This is a genomic window from Natronobacterium texcoconense, assembly GCF_900104065.1.
Taxonomy (GTDB): domain Archaea; phylum Halobacteriota; class Halobacteria; order Halobacteriales; family Natrialbaceae; genus Natronobacterium; species Natronobacterium texcoconense.
In genome coordinates this window covers 1,342,270-1,356,566 of sequence record NZ_FNLC01000001.1, presented here as the reverse complement: position 1 = coordinate 1,356,566, position 14,297 = coordinate 1,342,270, and the positions used below count along the sequence as shown (strand labels likewise).

At 61.6% G+C, this 14,297-nt stretch carries 16 protein-coding genes; 11 read left to right on the top strand and 5 right to left on the bottom strand.

What is annotated here, in order from left to right; translation table 11 throughout:
- The first annotated feature begins 128 nt into the window (after positions 1-128).
- The gene (locus BLR35_RS06840; RefSeq protein ID WP_090379236.1) at positions 129-857 is read left to right on the top strand and encodes a hypothetical protein; all 729 of its coding nucleotides are present in this window, start codon (positions 129-131) and stop codon (positions 855-857) included.
- 54 nt (positions 858-911) lie between these two features.
- Positions 912-1,121, top strand: a complete 210-nt coding sequence (locus BLR35_RS06835; RefSeq protein WP_090379233.1) for a hypothetical protein — start codon at positions 912-914, stop codon at positions 1,119-1,121.
- 24 nt (positions 1,122-1,145) lie between these two features.
- On the opposite strand, the gene BLR35_RS06830 is transcribed toward BLR35_RS06835, so the two are convergent.
- Positions 1,146-1,937: a hypothetical protein gene (locus tag BLR35_RS06830; RefSeq protein ID WP_090379230.1), complete on the bottom strand. Its 792-nt coding sequence runs from the start codon at positions 1,935-1,937 to the stop codon at positions 1,146-1,148.
- Between the two features lie 310 nt (positions 1,938-2,247).
- Between BLR35_RS06830 and BLR35_RS06825 the strand changes: the two genes are divergently transcribed.
- Positions 2,248-2,742, top strand: a complete 495-nt coding sequence (locus BLR35_RS06825) for a type IV pilin domain-containing protein (RefSeq protein WP_090379227.1) — start codon at positions 2,248-2,250, stop codon at positions 2,740-2,742.
- Between the two features lie 108 nt (positions 2,743-2,850).
- Here BLR35_RS06825 and BLR35_RS21265 read toward each other — a convergent pair whose 3' ends face one another.
- Together BLR35_RS21265 and BLR35_RS06820 are read right to left on the bottom strand one after the other, a co-directional pair.
- Entirely contained in the window at positions 2,851-2,967 is a 117-nt protein-coding gene (locus tag BLR35_RS21265; protein WP_449289330.1) for a DUF7577 domain-containing protein, read from the bottom strand.
- 74 nt (positions 2,968-3,041) lie between these two features.
- The gene (locus BLR35_RS06820; protein WP_090379221.1) at positions 3,042-4,727 is read right to left on the bottom strand and encodes a thiamine pyrophosphate-binding protein; all 1,686 of its coding nucleotides are present in this window, start codon (positions 4,725-4,727) and stop codon (positions 3,042-3,044) included.
- A 110-nt stretch (positions 4,728-4,837) separates the two neighbouring features.
- Between BLR35_RS06820 and BLR35_RS06815 the strand changes: the two genes are divergently transcribed.
- Complete coding sequence (locus BLR35_RS06815) at positions 4,838-5,752, top strand: YncE family protein (RefSeq protein WP_090379218.1); 915 nt, start codon at positions 4,838-4,840, stop codon at positions 5,750-5,752.
- Between the two features lie 17 nt (positions 5,753-5,769).
- On the opposite strand, the gene BLR35_RS06810 is transcribed toward BLR35_RS06815, so the two are convergent.
- Positions 5,770-7,164: an FAD-binding oxidoreductase gene (locus tag BLR35_RS06810; protein ID WP_090379215.1), complete on the bottom strand. Its 1,395-nt coding sequence runs from the start codon at positions 7,162-7,164 to the stop codon at positions 5,770-5,772.
- A 327-nt stretch (positions 7,165-7,491) separates the two neighbouring features.
- Here BLR35_RS06810 and BLR35_RS06805 point away from each other — a divergent pair, with 327 nt between their 5' ends.
- The 6 genes from BLR35_RS06805 to BLR35_RS06780 all read left to right on the top strand — a co-directional run bounded on the left by BLR35_RS06805 (position 7,492) and on the right by BLR35_RS06780 (position 11,367).
- The gene (locus BLR35_RS06805; RefSeq protein WP_090379212.1) at positions 7,492-8,124 is read left to right on the top strand and encodes a GNAT family N-acetyltransferase; all 633 of its coding nucleotides are present in this window, start codon (positions 7,492-7,494) and stop codon (positions 8,122-8,124) included.
- Positions 8,125-8,205: 81 nt separating this feature from the next.
- The gene (locus BLR35_RS06800; protein ID WP_090379209.1) at positions 8,206-9,066 is read left to right on the top strand and encodes a UbiA family prenyltransferase; all 861 of its coding nucleotides are present in this window, start codon (positions 8,206-8,208) and stop codon (positions 9,064-9,066) included.
- Between the two features lie 60 nt (positions 9,067-9,126).
- Positions 9,127-9,708 (top strand): hypothetical protein, encoded by a 582-nt coding sequence (locus BLR35_RS06795; RefSeq protein WP_090379204.1) that lies wholly within the window; start codon positions 9,127-9,129, stop codon positions 9,706-9,708.
- Positions 9,709-9,792: 84 nt separating this feature from the next.
- Complete coding sequence (locus tag BLR35_RS06790) at positions 9,793-10,290, top strand: methyltransferase family protein (protein ID WP_090379201.1); 498 nt, start codon at positions 9,793-9,795, stop codon at positions 10,288-10,290.
- Between the two features lie 57 nt (positions 10,291-10,347).
- A complete protein-coding gene (locus tag BLR35_RS20880; protein ID WP_211704965.1) occupies positions 10,348-10,788 on the top strand; it encodes a hypothetical protein in 441 nt (146 codons plus the stop codon).
- Positions 10,789-10,899: 111 nt separating this feature from the next.
- Positions 10,900-11,367: a GNAT family N-acetyltransferase gene (locus tag BLR35_RS06780; RefSeq protein WP_090379198.1), complete on the top strand. Its 468-nt coding sequence runs from the start codon at positions 10,900-10,902 to the stop codon at positions 11,365-11,367.
- A 772-nt stretch (positions 11,368-12,139) separates the two neighbouring features.
- Here the strand turns inward: BLR35_RS06780 and BLR35_RS06770 are convergent.
- On the bottom strand, positions 12,140-13,318 hold the full coding sequence (locus tag BLR35_RS06770; RefSeq protein WP_090379191.1) for a redox-regulated ATPase YchF: 1,179 nt from the start codon (positions 13,316-13,318) through the stop codon (positions 12,140-12,142).
- Positions 13,319-13,586: 268 nt separating this feature from the next.
- Between BLR35_RS06770 and BLR35_RS06765 the strand changes: the two genes are divergently transcribed.
- Positions 13,587-14,297: a DUF8164 family protein gene (locus BLR35_RS06765; RefSeq protein ID WP_090379188.1), complete on the top strand. Its 711-nt coding sequence runs from the start codon at positions 13,587-13,589 to the stop codon at positions 14,295-14,297.

Sequence of the window (14,297 nt, the reverse complement as noted above, 5' to 3'; positions counted from 1 at the left end):
GTACCAGGTTTTCTGGATGAGATAGACAGTAGCTGAACTCGAGACTGCCGTCTTAGATCATACTCCTGAAATTGCAGTGACGAGCAATCAGCAGAAAACATTTACTCGAGTCGTGTATCCTGACTATCATGTATCGGCGGACGCTCCTCGGAACAGTCGGGACAGCAGGGGTCGCAGGTTGTCTGACCAGTGATACTGAAGGAAGTGATGACGACGTTAGCGACGGCCACAACGAGAGTTCAGGTGACGCTGGCGACAGTCCTGACAACGGCATCGATGGTCGCGACAGCGATAGCGACGACGAAGACGGCCGTGAACCGCCGAAGACCGACGAAGAATTCGAAACTCCTGATCCCGATTTCGAGACTATCCACAAAATTGGTGAGGCGGAACCGATAGCGATCGAAGCTAAACCGGACCGAGAATACGAGTACATCGAGGCAGAAGAGACGGTTCGAATCCAGGATAGTCGCGGCGAAACGAGGGAACTCTCGTTCGACGAGTGGGGAACGCGTCAGGCGCTCTCTGCCGCTGAATCGCACGTCATTTCGTTACTCGAGGACGAAGACGTCGGTTCGATGATTGATGTGGGAATTGGGGGCCCCGGCCTGAGTGAAGTTTCGAACAAAGACGTAGACGAATCCGATTTCGACAGAGAAGGCGAATCGTCGATTGTCGTCTCTCATACCACGCTGTATACCCAAACTGGTGAAAAGCACGACGAGCCTGCTATCGGGTTCGAGTACCTCGTCGAACTGATTCCGACGAAGATCGAAGTGACCATGTTGTTCGACGAACGGGAATACACCGCTGTATTACCGGTGTTATGCCATCGAGAGTGGGCACAGCCACATTGAATTATCTGTCTGCCGAATCAGCACGTTTTTGTGACGAATGAGCTACACGAACGTATGGGAGATACTCGAGCCTCCGGAAACCCCTTTACGACCCTGGTGCTCCTCTTCGTCCTCGCGGTCGTAGCGTGCTTTCCGCTCGTTCTCATGGGACTGTCCGTTCGGACTATCGCAATGATACTCGTCGGCGTGATACTCGTCTTTCACATCTACCTTCTCTCGAGGCTCGTGGAAGCCGTCGAAGGACTCTCCGAGACGTCGGAGTGACGCCGTCGCTTGCCGGTTCGGGCCCTACTGCACAGCATCCAGCCGCCGCGACGCGTCGGCCGTGATCACGATGTGCTGCTCGCGAAGCGCCACGCCGCCGTCCGCGACGTCGTCGAGAAGATCGGCCAAATCCGCCAGGTACCCGCGGTTGCGCCGCTCCTGGAGGTGAAGCGTGTCCTTGTCCTCGTGACCGATCGCCCGATTCTCGAGATACGCGTCGGCGAACGCCTCGCGAATCTCGTCGGGTGCGCCCTCGAGATAGGCCGGCAAGGTGAGATGCTGGTCGGCTTTCGGACCGGTCGGCGCCCCGAGGACGGCCAGCACACGCCCCAAAATGCTCGCGTCGTCCGCTGGTCGGACCTCGTCGGTACGCCCGGACCGGCCGTCGACCACTCTGTAGTCGACGCCGGCGCGCTCGAGCGCATCGAACACGCGGTCGTTTCCCTCTCCGTCGATCGAGAACGAGGGCTGGTAGAACCGCGCGTCGATGGATCCGCCGGAGAAGACGTTCGCGACGAGGACGTTCAATCCCCTGAACTCGGGGTCGTCGTCGGTACACTCGAGCCAGCCGTACTCGCGTGCGGTGTCGATAGCGCGGACGGGATCGGGTTTCGAGCCCTCGAGCCACGGCCTGACGCGCCCTCGAGGAAGGGTCAGGGCAGACGAGATGGCCGTCGATCGCTCGTCGGGGTGTTCGCTCGCGTACTGGGTGACACGTCGGTAGTCCTCGACGGCGGTGTAGGCGTCGCTGTAGGACTGGCTGTCGTACGTCCGTGCGAGTTCGCGTTCGGTCACCAGCCCCCGTTCGTTCCCCATAGTGAATTGTCATGATCGCCGATAGAAAAATCACTCGACCGTACAGGTACTTACAACCGGGAGTCGAGGTTTTCAAGAGGGAACTGTACCGGGTCCACGTTCCATTGACCACCAGACGATATTCTAACGCCCGCCCATTGTTTATTCAAGGGCCTCCTGTAAGGAGTAATTATATACGGTAACAGTTCAAACGCCTGACCGCATCGAATCGGCAGTCAGGAGGGTGATCGGGAAGACACGTGGTGGTTTCCCGCCGTTAGCGGATGCGCTGGCGGCCCCTTCTCGCTGGCCGACGGGTGCGTGACCAACAATGATCGGACAACGACTTCACGACGCGTTCGGAACGGAGGAGAACAGAGCAGTATCGCCCGTGATCGGGGTTATTCTGATGGTCGCGATTACCGTGATCCTCGCTGCGGTAATCGCAACGTTCGTGCTCGGGGTTGGAGATGACATTCAGGAAGATCCGCAAGCAGGTGTCAGTATTGACGATGCCGACGAAACTGAAGTGGAAGTATCAGTAACGTCACTCGGAAACGCCGATGGAGTTGCACTTGTTCATCCAAGTAATGGGTCGGTCATAGAAAATGATACCACTGACCTAATTCTCGAACCAGAAGATGGAATACTGAACGCTACTGGGACAGGAGTAACTGTCCAATGGGAGGGTGACGAGGAGAGTGCTAACGTAAATGTCGTTGCATACATCGGTGAAGGTGTCGAAGATGATGGTGGTCCAGTGAGTGAACAAGCGGAAGCCACAGCAACGATTAACGACTTCGAAGTTGTAGATCCCGAAGATTAATAGCGGTATTCGTCTCTCACGGTTTCTGTGAGAAGTAATCCAATTCCGGAACCACTTCCTCAGCATTCACTTCGGCTCGACTGAATTCGTCGCTACTCGTGTTCGTCATCACGACGGACTCGAGGGCAACGTCTCGAGACAGTTTCGACAGTACGTGTAGAAAATCTCGTTTTCGGTTCGACACTGCCGGCACTGGACTGACCGCGAGGAGTCGGACGTGCTCATTATCGGAGTTCGGATGGCTCGAGGCATATCGACTCGGCCCACCTATGCAAGCACTCCCGGGCCTGAGACTCGAGTCAGTCGTGAACTAACACGTCGAGTACGTCGGGGCCGTCGCGGTCGAGGGCGTCCTCGAGTGCGGGTTCGATCTCGTCGGGGGTCTCGACCAGTTGTGCGCGGGCACCGTGGCTCTCGGCGTTTTGGACGAGGTCGATGGCGGGGTCGAAGTCCATGCCGACGAACTCGTAGTCGGCTTCCTCGCCGCCGAGCAGTTTCAGGGTGTTGTCCTTCAGGATGCGGTAGTTGCGGTTGTCCGAGACGACGACCGTCAGGTCGAGATCGTACCGCGCTGCACTGTAGATGGCGTGGGGGTAGTAGAGGTACGAGCCGTCGCCGATGAAGCCGACGACGTCTCGGGGGTCGTCGCGTCCGGATTCCGCGAGTGCCGCGCCGACGGCAGCCGAGAGTCCGTACCCCAGCCCGCCACCCTTGTTCGAGATGTACTGCTGGGCCTCGAGGTCCCACCGGGTCAGCATGGCGTACTTCGAGGTGACGCCCTCGTCGACGATGTACGCGTCGCCGGCGACCCGTTCCATCGCGTCGACGAGTTCCGCTTTCGAGGCGCGAGGGTCGTCGGGTGCCTCGTCCTCGCCCATGGCCGACACCTGGGCGTCGACCATCTGTTTGACCGCGTCGACGTACTCGAGTCGCTCGGCGACGGTTTCGTCGGAAACGCGATCACTGACGCGCTCGGCGAGGTCCCGCAGGACGAGCCCCGGATCGCCGACGACGGCCGCGTCTGCAGGCTGGTTCTTGCCGATCTGCCAGTCGTCGTCGCCGACGTGGATGCAGGTCGTCTCCGAATCGACGAGCGTTCCCTCGTGACGCGTCAACGTCGTGTTCGTCGAACAGCCGGCAAAGACGATCGTGTCGGCGTCCATGAGCGTCGACGCGAGCTCTTCGTCCGGCGGAATGTAGGAGACCCACTGGTCGTGGGCAGTCGGGAAGTCGACCTCGCAGGCCAGGATCTCGCCGTGGACGCGTGCGCCGCTGGCTTCGGCGAGGTCGACCGCCGCGCCGACGCCGTCCTCGCTCGAGCGCGCGACGTGATCGCCGACGACCAGCACGGGGTTGTCGGCTTCGGCGAGCAGGTCTGCAGCGTGCTCGATTTGGGCCGGATCACCTCTTCCTGCGGTCGGAATCGGACCGAGCCGTTCGGGTTCGGCGTCGGTCTCGGCGAGCATGACGTCGAGTGGAAGCCCGAGGAAGACGGGGCCAGTCGGTGGCGTCAGCGCAGTTCGGAACGCCCGCCGGAGCATCGTTGGGAGCGCCTCGACATCGAGTACCTCGTCGGACCACTTGCAGAACTGGTCGGTCATCTCCACCAGGTCGCCCGAGAGAATCGGTTCCTCGTGGCGGAAGTCGGTGCTGTGGTTGCCGGCGGTGACGACGAGCGGCGCGCCGACCATCTTCGCGGCGTAGAGATTTCCGAGGCCGTGGGCCATCCCCGGCGCGATGTGGAGGTTGGCGACGCCGACTGGCGTGATCGACTCGTCGTCGTGAGAGTGATAGCGACGGGTCTGGGCGTAGCCTGCAGCCATCCCGACCGCGATGTCCTCGTGAAGTCCGAGGACGTACTCGAGGTCGCTGTCGCTCATCGCGTTCAGCACTGGCAACTCCGTCGTCCCCGGGTTGCCGAAGACGTAGTCGACGCCGTAGGTCTCGAGCGCGTCGGTGACGAGATCCGCACCGGTATACGTCATGCCCTATCGTGGTCTTCGCTGACACATCAATCTGTGTGTCCGGCGATCCGTTTGCCGACTCCTTTTCCGGTTTTGCAGCGCTTAGGTGGTTCCACTGGGATGAACTGCACATGAGCGATCGACTGCTCGTCCTCAACAAGGATTCGGACACGATGTCGGTGATCGACGCCGACACGGGGGAGACGGAGACGGTCGTCGAGACCGAGTTCAACCCCCACGAGATCACGGTGACGCCGGACGGCGAGAAGGTCTACGTCACCTGCTCGCTCGGCGATACGCTGCTGGCCTACGATACGGAGACGTGGGAGCGAACCGCCGAGATCGAACACGAGGAGTTCGACTTCCCCCACGGGCTGGCGATCCGCGAGAGCGCGGGCGAACTGTGGCTCGCCTCGACCTACAGCAGCCGCATCTACGTGATCGACGTAGAGACCGACGAGATCCTCGATCACTTCCCGACCCACCAGGACAAGTCCCACATGGTCGCGCTCACCCCGGACGAAGAGCGAGCGTTCGTCGCCAACATCGGCAGCGAGAACGTGACCGCGATCGACTGCGAGGAGCGTCGGATCGTGGCTGATCCGATGGTCGGCGAGGAACCCGAAGGGATCGAAGTCCACCCCGAGGCGGGACTGCTCGTCGCCAACCAGGAAGACGGCATGCTCTCCGTGCTCGACCCCGAGACGTTAGAGCAGACGAACCGCGCGTTGCTCGGCGAGACGCCGATCCGCGTCGTGAGTTCGCCCGACGGCCGACACGTCCTCGTGCCGAACCGGAAGTCGAACGACGTCTCCCTGATCGACACCGAACACGTCCGCGACGGCGAGCAGCGGCCGTGGGAGATTGCCCGGATTCCAGTCGGTATCTGGCCCGGCGGCACCGTCTTCGACCCCGACGGCGACCGTGCGTTCGTCGCGAACAACAAGACGAACGACGTCTCGGTGATCGACTGTGAGACCTGGACCGAAACCGAGCGGTACGAGACGGAACTGCATCCGGACGGGATCGCCTACCTCGAGCGGTAGGTGGCTCGAGCGTCTTCTCACTCCGCTGGCTTCACGTTCTGGTTTTGCCGGAAGACGTTCTCCGGGTCGTACGCGGTTTTCGTCTCGCCGAGGCGGTCGTAGTTCTCGCCGTACGCGTTCCGTTCGCTCCCTTCGCTGTCGCCCTCGAAGTTGACGTAGGTCCCGCCCGTCGCGCCGGCAGCGAGTGCGTCGTGACACTCGCGGACCCACGCGATGCACTCGTCGTCGTTCGCCGGGTCTTCCCAGCGGGCGGCGACGGTGGCGATGTACTCCGTGTTCCGATGCGGGTACGCGGTCGCGCCCGGTTCGACGTCGTTGACGGCTCCGCCGACCTGGTGGACGAGTATTTCGGATTCCGGAGTCGGGGCTCGTTCGGCGTACTCGACGATTGTATCGATCGTCTCCTCGCCGAGCGCCGTGAAGTTGGACGCTTTCCAGTAATTTCTGGCTCCTTCGGCGTACAGGTCATCCATGAGGCTCTGGGCCTCCGTATAGCGCATCGGTCCGACGGCGTCGGCGATGGGATCGCCGAACTCGCGGAGCGGTTCGAGCACCGCCTCGCCTTCGTCGAGATCGCCGGCGTAGAACCCCATCAGGACGAGAACCGTGGTACCGTGAACGTCCTCGGGAATGAACGGGAGCGGCGGAGCGGCGACGCTGTTCGCCCAGACAGCACACTCCCGTGGCGCGTCTCGCGCGAACTCTTCGTAGCGGGCGAGTAAGTCGGACGCGTCATCGTAGGGGTAGACGATCGGTCCGAACAGCACCTCGGGGCCGACCTCGTGGAGGTCGAACTCGAACGACGTGACGATCCCGAAGTTGCCGCTCCCGCCGCGAATCGCCCAGAAGAGGTCCGGGTTCTCGTCTTCGCTCGCAGTGACGACCTCCCCGTCCGCGGTGACGACCTCGACCGACCGGAGGTTGTCGATCGAGAGGCCGTACTTCCGGCTGAGCCAGCCGATTCCGCCGCCGAGCGTGATCCCTGCGACGCCGGTCGTCGAGATGACACCGCCGGGCGTAGCCAGGCCGAACGCCTGCGTCTCGTGATCGAGGTCGGCCATCGTCGCACCGGGCCCCACGCGGGCGGTCTCGGTCGTGGGATCGACCCGAACCGACGACATCGAGGACAGATCGAGCGTGAGACCGTCGTCGCAGATGGCGTTCCCGGCGACGTTGTGGCCGCCACCCTTGACCGACAGCGGAAGGTCGCGGTCGTAGGCGAATTCCACCCCGGTCACCACGTCGGCCGTCCCGGTCGGCCGGACGATGACCGCCGGTTTCCGATCGATCATCGCGTTCCAGATCGATCGGGCGTCCTCGTAGCCGTCGTCTCCGGGGCGGAGCACCTCGCCGTGGACGTGTCGAGCGAGCGTTTCGTATTCGGGGTCGTCGATCGGCGCTTTGGTAGCCATGGGCACTCTTACTAACGACGTACGTTCAGGAGACGTAGATAGGCATTCAGTGACGATTCGCCAGCCACTGCTGGTCGTGCAACCGCTGCACAGATACCACGGGACACGACGAGGAATTGTCGTTTCACTCGAGCGAATCGGCGCGCAGTTTCGATACTCAAGGTGAGAGTCCCAACAGGCGCCGGGGAATCGACCTATCGGTGACTACTCAGTTCGACCACAGCCAGAATCTCGATCCATACTACGCGTCAAATACCTTTCAGTCTTCCGGTGGTTATGTACGGTATCGTCAGGGCTTGTACCCTACGTATTCAACGGATACTCGCTATGGGAGGGAACCTGTACCCCGAGCGAATCGAGACCGATCGCCTCGTCCTCGAGCGACTGTGCCACGATACCGTCGATCCCTTCGAGTTCTACGAGTTCGTGACGCGAGACGACTGGCAGGGCGAGGCAACCGACCACATGCCGTGGTTTCGGCTTCGACGACTCGATCAGGTCGAACGATTCGTCGACAGGGCCGAAGAGATATACGCCGACCGTGAGGGTGTTCGCTACCTGTTACGGACGAACGACGAGACGCGGCCGATCGTCGGCACCAGCGCCTACAAAACGGAGTGGGAGACGAAGCGTGCGACCACCGACATCGTACTCGCAAAGGAGTACTGGGGACGGGAGTACGCCCTCGAGCGAGCCTCGATCTTCGTCGAACTGACGTTCGAGGTGTACGACCTCGAGGCCTACTACACGACCTGTGCCGCAGATAACGAGCCCTCGCGTCGATCGATCGAGAAGTGCATCGAGCAATACGGCGGCCGCCACGAGGGGCTGTTGCGACAGCACTCGCCGCGGCCGAACGGCGACGTGACCGACCAGCACCGGTTCTCGATCGTCCGGGGGGAGTACGAGGAGGCGACGGTCGATCGAGAGACGCTCGAGTGCGAGATCGACTGGGAGTAGGTGGGGCTCCGCAGCGACCCCATCATCGATGGGGCACTGCCCACCCCCGGAATTATACGTCAGTTCGTTGTCTCTCGAGTCATGGCTCTCTCGCGACGTGGGAGGGGCGTCCGGGCTACTGCGGGTGCGTTCTGGTCGCAGGTCCACCCCGTCTTCATGCTGCCGCCGCTCGCCGCGTCCCTGTTCGGTGCGATTCTCGCTCGAGACGTCGTCCCGACGGTTGCGGCCGTTCACGTCCTCGCGATGTTCGCGGCGGTCTACACGGCCCACGTCAAGGACGGCTACGTCGACTTCCACGTTCGCGGCGAAGACGACGACCACCCGCTGACCGAACGGGGATGTCGACTCGGCCTCGCGGCGTCGACGACCGCTTTCGTGGGCTGTTGTCTCGCGCTCTACGTGCTCGTCGACGCGGTCGCAGTCGCGCTCACGGTCCCGGCCTGGCTCATCGCCTACCACCACGCGCCACAGCTCGATACCAACCCTGTAACGGCGACGACGGGCTACCCGCTCGGGATCGCACTCTCGATTCTCGGCGGCTTCTACGTCCAGGCCGAGACGCTCACGGCCGTCGCCGTCGGGTTCGCGCTGGTCTTTCTGGTCTTACTATCGGGTATCAAGGTGATCGACGACGCGCAGGACTACGACTACGATAGATCGATCGAGAAACGGACCGTCGCCGTGGTCGTCGGGCCCGCTCGAGCCCACGACATCGCATACGGGCTGATGGTGACGGCACTGCTGGTGGTGGTCGCGTTCGCCGTCGCTCGAGTGTTCCCGCCGAGTGCCGTCCTCGCGGCGCTCGCGTTCGCTGCAGTCGCCGGCGTCGCACGCAGGGCGGAGCCGACCATCGCGACGATGCTGCTAATCAGGGGGTCGTACGTCTTCCTCGCGGTACTGGTCGCGGCGGTGTGGTTCGAGCCGCTGGTTCGGCTCGTGTGACCCACCGATTCGCCGTTCGTCTCGAGTACCTTTCATCATCCGTGCCACCAATCGTTCGTCATGGCGCAGAAAGACGGTTCTCCGCGCTCGCCAAGAGAGGGTCTCCACGGTGCGTGGGATCGACTCGTCGGACCGGGCGCGACTCGAGCGGAGAACTGGCTGGTAGTCGGGTACAGTGTGTTGTTCTGTAGCGGGCTGGTTCTGTACGTCCACCTCGTACCGCTCGAGTGGAACGCGCTACAGCAGTTGGTCGCCGTCCTCATTGCTTTCGACGTCGCGGGCGGCATCGTCGCCAACACGACCGAGTCGGGACGCCGGTGGTGGCACCGTCCGTCGCAAACGCGTGGCGATCACGTCCGGTTCGTCGCTTATCACGTCCACCCGTTCGTGCTGGCTCTGCTGTTCGGCGGGTTCACGCTCTTGGAAGCAGGCCTCGTCTACGGAGTGTTAATCGCGAGTACGGTCACGGTACTCGCGGCCCCCAACGAGCTCCGGCGGCCGGTCGCGATGGTGCTCTTTTCGGCGGGACTGATCGTCGCGCTGTATCTCGTCTCACCACCGCACGGACTCGAGTGGTTCGTCCCGTTTCTCTTTCTCAAACTGATACCGGGTCATCTCGTGAACGACGACCGAGCCCGATAGCCTGCTGGCTATGGAGCGCGAGAGCGGAAACAGCCGTTTCAGATCGCGGCTACCTTTATCCCGTCACGGTTTGACAGTCCACCTATGACTTCGACGCGCGTCTACCTGAAAACGGCGCTGTTCACGGTTCTCGTTCCGGGAACGCTCGCGGTGGCGATCCCGCAGTTGCTTGCGAAGTGGCGGCCGCACCCACGGCTTCCGATCGGGTCCGACGTCGCGCGACCGCTCGGGACGGCGTCGTTGCTCTCGGGAATCGCCCTGTACCTGCACACGACCGTCCAGTTCGGAGAGGGAAACGGAACGCCCTCGCCGACCGACGAACCCGACGAACTCGTCACGAGTGGAGTCTACAGCTACACGCGCAATCCGATGTACGTCGGCGTGCTCCTGGTGATCGTCGGCCAGGCCCTCCGCCAGCGATCGCTGTCGCCGCTCTGGTGGGCTCTCGGCTGCTGGATCGGCTTTCACAACCGCGTGATCCGCTTCGAGGAACCGCACCTCGCCGAAAAACACGGCGAAGAGTACGAGCAGTACTGTGAAGACGTCCCGCGCTGGCTTCCCTTCGGTCGGGGAGCCGAGTGACTCGGCCACTTTCCTGCTCTCGAGAAGACACTTACCGTTCGGCGAACACGAGTAGCCATGCACCGACGAACCGTCCTCGCTGGCGCTGGAACTGCCCTCTCGATGGCTGCCGCCGGCTGTCTCGGCAGCCTCGAGCGCAGGTCGACCGAAATCGTCGACGTCGAGTTCGAGACGAGCGTCGACGTCGGGAAGGATTTCGACGACGATCCAGCGGTCGGGTTCGAGGGCGACGAGATCCACGTGACCGGTCGGTACTCGACCGGCAACGCCTGTTACGACGCGCACCTCTCAGAGCCGACCTACGACGCCGACGCGGACGAACTCCGGATCCGACTCGCTCGTCAACACGACGGGAGCGACGAGTGTGACGACCTGGCGGAGATGGTCTCCTACCGGGTCGTCGTCCGACTCGAGGGACCACAGCCGGGGATCGTCCACGTAACCGAAGACATGGGTGGCGAAACGAGAGCCGAGAGCGGGTTGTTGTCGTTCGGGTAGGTAGCTCCATTTCGTTCGCAATGTCGGCCAGATGTTGTCTCGCGGTTCAGCAGCAGAAGACACGATGGGCGGACCCACTCATTTAAAGAGTTAGTATCGGAGAATCGTCGTATGGACCTCGTCGAAGCCACCGGGGACGACCTCGAGGCGCTCGTCGATCGCTGGTATTCGCTCGCGAAATCGATGGAAGCGTACGACGACCTGAACGAACTCGCGTACGGGGACGTCGACGACGTCGCCGACGATGGCTTTCGCGCCCATCTCGAGGACGACGACGTCACCGACTATCTTGTCGTTCACGAGGGAGAGACTATCGGCTTCGTGACGCTCCGCGAGGGACACCATCCGTCCCGGCAGCACTCCCACTACCTCCGCGTCGTAAATTTCGCTATCGACGACGAACATAGAAATCGGGGTCACGGCTCGAGAGTCCTCGAGCGCGTAGAGAAACTGGCCCGCGAGCGAGGGTGCGACCACCTCAAAGTCTCCTGCGAGTGGGAGAACGAGGACGCGCGCCGGTTCTACCGCGAGACGGGTTTTCGACCGAAGCAGGTCGACTACGCGCAACCATTGGAGTGATACGACAGGGCAACCCGAACCTAGCTAAGACCTGGAAAGAAAATGTGATTCGACTTCACGTCGCTCGTCAGTTCGTACCTCGACTGACTTTCGTGGTCGTATACATGCGAACTGAGCGATATTCGTCATGACTGTTGCTGAATGAAGGTATCTCGGATACCACGCCACGAAAATACACTAATCGCTAGTACGACAGTCATACCGATCCCTCCGTAGAGTCCTATCGAGATCGCATACAGCAGGTCTCCCGTGGCTGTATACCCTATCAACGAGTAGAGACCGAACAGAGACGTGGCAAGGACTTGCCACTCGAAGGCCGTTTCAGGGGCTGAAAGACTGAAACTCATGTCTTGTATAAGATCACGTGTTGAGATATACATTTCTCTACTCCTCCCGCTGATAAGCGTCCACACAGCGTGCACAACTTATAATCCACCTCTGACCGGTCTGATTCTCACGGTCACTATAGATGCGTACTGACAAAATTAGAAACAATAATTTTGTTAGAACATATGTGTTCTTTCATGGATACTCCGTCTGATAAGCGTCTATTTGCGATGTGCTTGATTTCGGCTACTGTAGGAATTCTCGGCTGGTCTCTGTTCGGACACAGGTACGGAGATGGATCGGTTCTCCTCCTCGCAATAGCGGCGTTAACAGTCTTGATGTTCATCGACGGATATCGCAGTTCTACCTGAACTGGTGTTCACCGGAACACCTGTGCTGATCGCCGCGCCCAACTAAAACGCAGCTTCGATTTGTGGGGCTATTGCTAATTAGTGCTCACGATCTTGATCACGTCACTCTCCTCGAGTTCGTAGTCCTCCCCGATCTCCCGACTCGTTTTCGCGTTGACCGCGTGGAGGTAGCCGTCGCCGATGTCGGAGTGGACGGCGTAGGCGAGGTCGACGGGCGTCGATCCCTCGGGGAGCAGGTGGGCGTCGGGCAGGACGTTTCCGCTGCCGTCGGACCATTTCGAGGCATCCTCGACGGGATACGCGGTGATGTGCTCGAGCAGTTCGTAGACGGCGTAATCTAAGGCCCCCTGGACGCCGGTGCCGTCCCACTCGGCCATCGTCGCCGCGAGGCCCTCGAGTGCGTCGCGCTGGGCGTCGCTGACCTCGTCACCGATCTCGAGGTTCTCGTCGCCGGGGTCGTAGTCGACCAGGTCGTTGTCGGCCGCCCGTCGCAGGGCGAGTTCGCCCTCCGCAGTAGTTGGGATGACGGGCTTGTCGAGCTCGAGCAGTTTCTCGACGTTCTCCTCGGGGGCGACGTCGATCTTGTTCGCCGCGACGACGATCGGTTTGGTACGCTCGCGGACGAGACCCGCGAGTTCCTCGCGGTGGTCGTCCTCCCACTGGATCGGGTCTTCGGGGTAGTCGAGTTCCCGCAGGACGGTCGCGATCTGGGTCGGCGACGCGCCAAAGCCCGAGAGCATGTCAGCGAGCGCGTCGTCGATGTCGAAATCGGGCGACCGGGACTTGCGCTCGACGGACTCCCAGTTGCGCTCGACGATGTCGGCCAGCCAGAGGTCCATCTCCTCCTCGACGAAGTCGATGTCCTCGAGCGGGTCGTGTTCGCCGATATCGACGGGTTCGCCCTTCTCGTTCGTACCGCCGGAGGCGTCGACGACGTTGACGATCACGTCGGCGTTCGTGAGTTCGTCGAGGAACTGATTGCCCAGGCCCTTCCCCTCGTGGGCACCCGGGACGAGCCCTGCCACGTCGAGCAGTTCGATCGGGACGTAGCGTTTGCCGTCCTCGCAGTTGTCGGCGTTACAGCGCTCCTCGCGCTCGAGGCAGGGACATTCCGTCCGGACGTAGCTGACCCCGCGGTTGGCATCGATCGTCGTGAACGGGTAGTTCGCGACGTCGACTTCGGCCATCGTCGCCGCGGTGTAGAACGTGGACTTGCCGGCGTTCGGTTTTCCGGCAAGCGCAATCGAAAGCATGGGAACTCGTAGCGCCGTGGCCTCAAATTGTCTTTCGATTCTTCGGACGGGTCTTCTCTCTACGAGCGGACAAGACCACCACGAAAGCCCCTTCATTCCCACTCGCGGTGGCTTATCCGGTCATCCGACACGGGTGGGAATGAAAGGGGCAGGGGCTTTCGTGGTGGTCGCAGCGACTGTGGATAACTCGAGGTGTTCGCTAAACTCGGACGGACGATTCGGCCAAAGCGCTGAACTAGGGGCGGTGCGATACTCGAGTAATCAGTTTATGGGTGGGAAGTCACGCAGACCGTCCGGACGCTCGAGTGAGTACTCGATCGAGCCGTTTCTCGAGGGCTCGACGATCGATACGGACGGACGCATCGAGATCAGTATCTTCGTCTCGGGGAGGGGCCAGATCAGCGAGAACGAACTCGACGTCTTCCTCAAGCGGAGCAGCATCGATCCGGGCGAGGAGATCGAACTCGGCATCTTCGTCTCGGGAGTCGACGAGGTGGACGAGAACGAACTCAGTATCTTCCACGGTCACGACGAGGTGATCGACGTCATGAATCCCGGCACCGTGCGCCGGAACCTGAATACGAACACCGACGTGGCCGAGACCACCGACGAGGCGGTCGAGCGGAACAGTTCGGGACTGGGGGGTTCCGAACACGTTCACCCGGTCGTCTTTCCGGACGAGGACGGCGAGGTCACGGCGGACTACGCGCTCGAGGGCAAGTCACTCGAGGGGAGTACGAACGAGAATCCGGCGTACATCTTCGAGATCAACACGCGAGAGACCGCGCCGGCAGGGGAGTACTCGCTTCCGGTGATCTTCACGTATCACTCCGAAGACGGCGTCAAGCAGGTGAAGACGGTGCCGTCGGTTCGGATCAACAACTGGCGGGAACGGTGGGAGCCGTGGGTCACGCGGGGTGCTATCGTCGCCTTCCTGCTGGTCGTGCTGGCCGGGTTGCTCTGGACGGGCGTCGTCTGA

Bases quoted from the DNA above. Each gene is read 5' to 3' on its own strand.
- BLR35_RS06835 (WP_090379233.1), top strand. From the start codon at position 912: ATGGGAGATACTCGAGCCTCCGGAAACCCCTTTACGACCCTGGTGCTC.
- BLR35_RS21265 (WP_449289330.1), bottom strand. From the start codon at position 2,967: ATGAGCACGTCCGACTCCTCGCGGTCAGTCCAGTGCCGGCAGTGTCGA.
- BLR35_RS06810 (WP_090379215.1), bottom strand. From the start codon at position 7,164: ATGGCTACCAAAGCGCCGATCGACGACCCCGAATACGAAACGCTCGCT.
- BLR35_RS06825 (WP_090379227.1), top strand. From the start codon at position 2,248: ATGATCGGACAACGACTTCACGACGCGTTCGGAACGGAGGAGAACAGA.
- BLR35_RS06830 (WP_090379230.1), bottom strand. From the start codon at position 1,937: ATGGGGAACGAACGGGGGCTGGTGACCGAACGCGAACTCGCACGGACG.
- BLR35_RS06770 (WP_090379191.1), bottom strand. From the start codon at position 13,318: ATGCTTTCGATTGCGCTTGCCGGAAAACCGAACGCCGGCAAGTCCACG.
- BLR35_RS06815 (WP_090379218.1), top strand. From the start codon at position 4,838: ATGAGCGATCGACTGCTCGTCCTCAACAAGGATTCGGACACGATGTCG.
- BLR35_RS06790 (WP_090379201.1), top strand. From the start codon at position 9,793: ATGACTTCGACGCGCGTCTACCTGAAAACGGCGCTGTTCACGGTTCTC.
- BLR35_RS06780 (WP_090379198.1), top strand. From the start codon at position 10,900: ATGGACCTCGTCGAAGCCACCGGGGACGACCTCGAGGCGCTCGTCGAT.
- BLR35_RS06800 (WP_090379209.1), top strand. From the start codon at position 8,206: ATGGCTCTCTCGCGACGTGGGAGGGGCGTCCGGGCTACTGCGGGTGCG.
- BLR35_RS06765 (WP_090379188.1), top strand. From the start codon at position 13,587: ATGGGTGGGAAGTCACGCAGACCGTCCGGACGCTCGAGTGAGTACTCG.
- BLR35_RS06840 (WP_090379236.1), top strand. From the start codon at position 129: ATGTATCGGCGGACGCTCCTCGGAACAGTCGGGACAGCAGGGGTCGCA.
- BLR35_RS06820 (WP_090379221.1), bottom strand. From the start codon at position 4,727: ATGACGTATACCGGTGCGGATCTCGTCACCGACGCGCTCGAGACCTAC.
- BLR35_RS06795 (WP_090379204.1), top strand. From the start codon at position 9,127: ATGGCGCAGAAAGACGGTTCTCCGCGCTCGCCAAGAGAGGGTCTCCAC.
- BLR35_RS06805 (WP_090379212.1), top strand. From the start codon at position 7,492: ATGGGAGGGAACCTGTACCCCGAGCGAATCGAGACCGATCGCCTCGTC.
- BLR35_RS20880 (WP_211704965.1), top strand. From the start codon at position 10,348: ATGCACCGACGAACCGTCCTCGCTGGCGCTGGAACTGCCCTCTCGATG.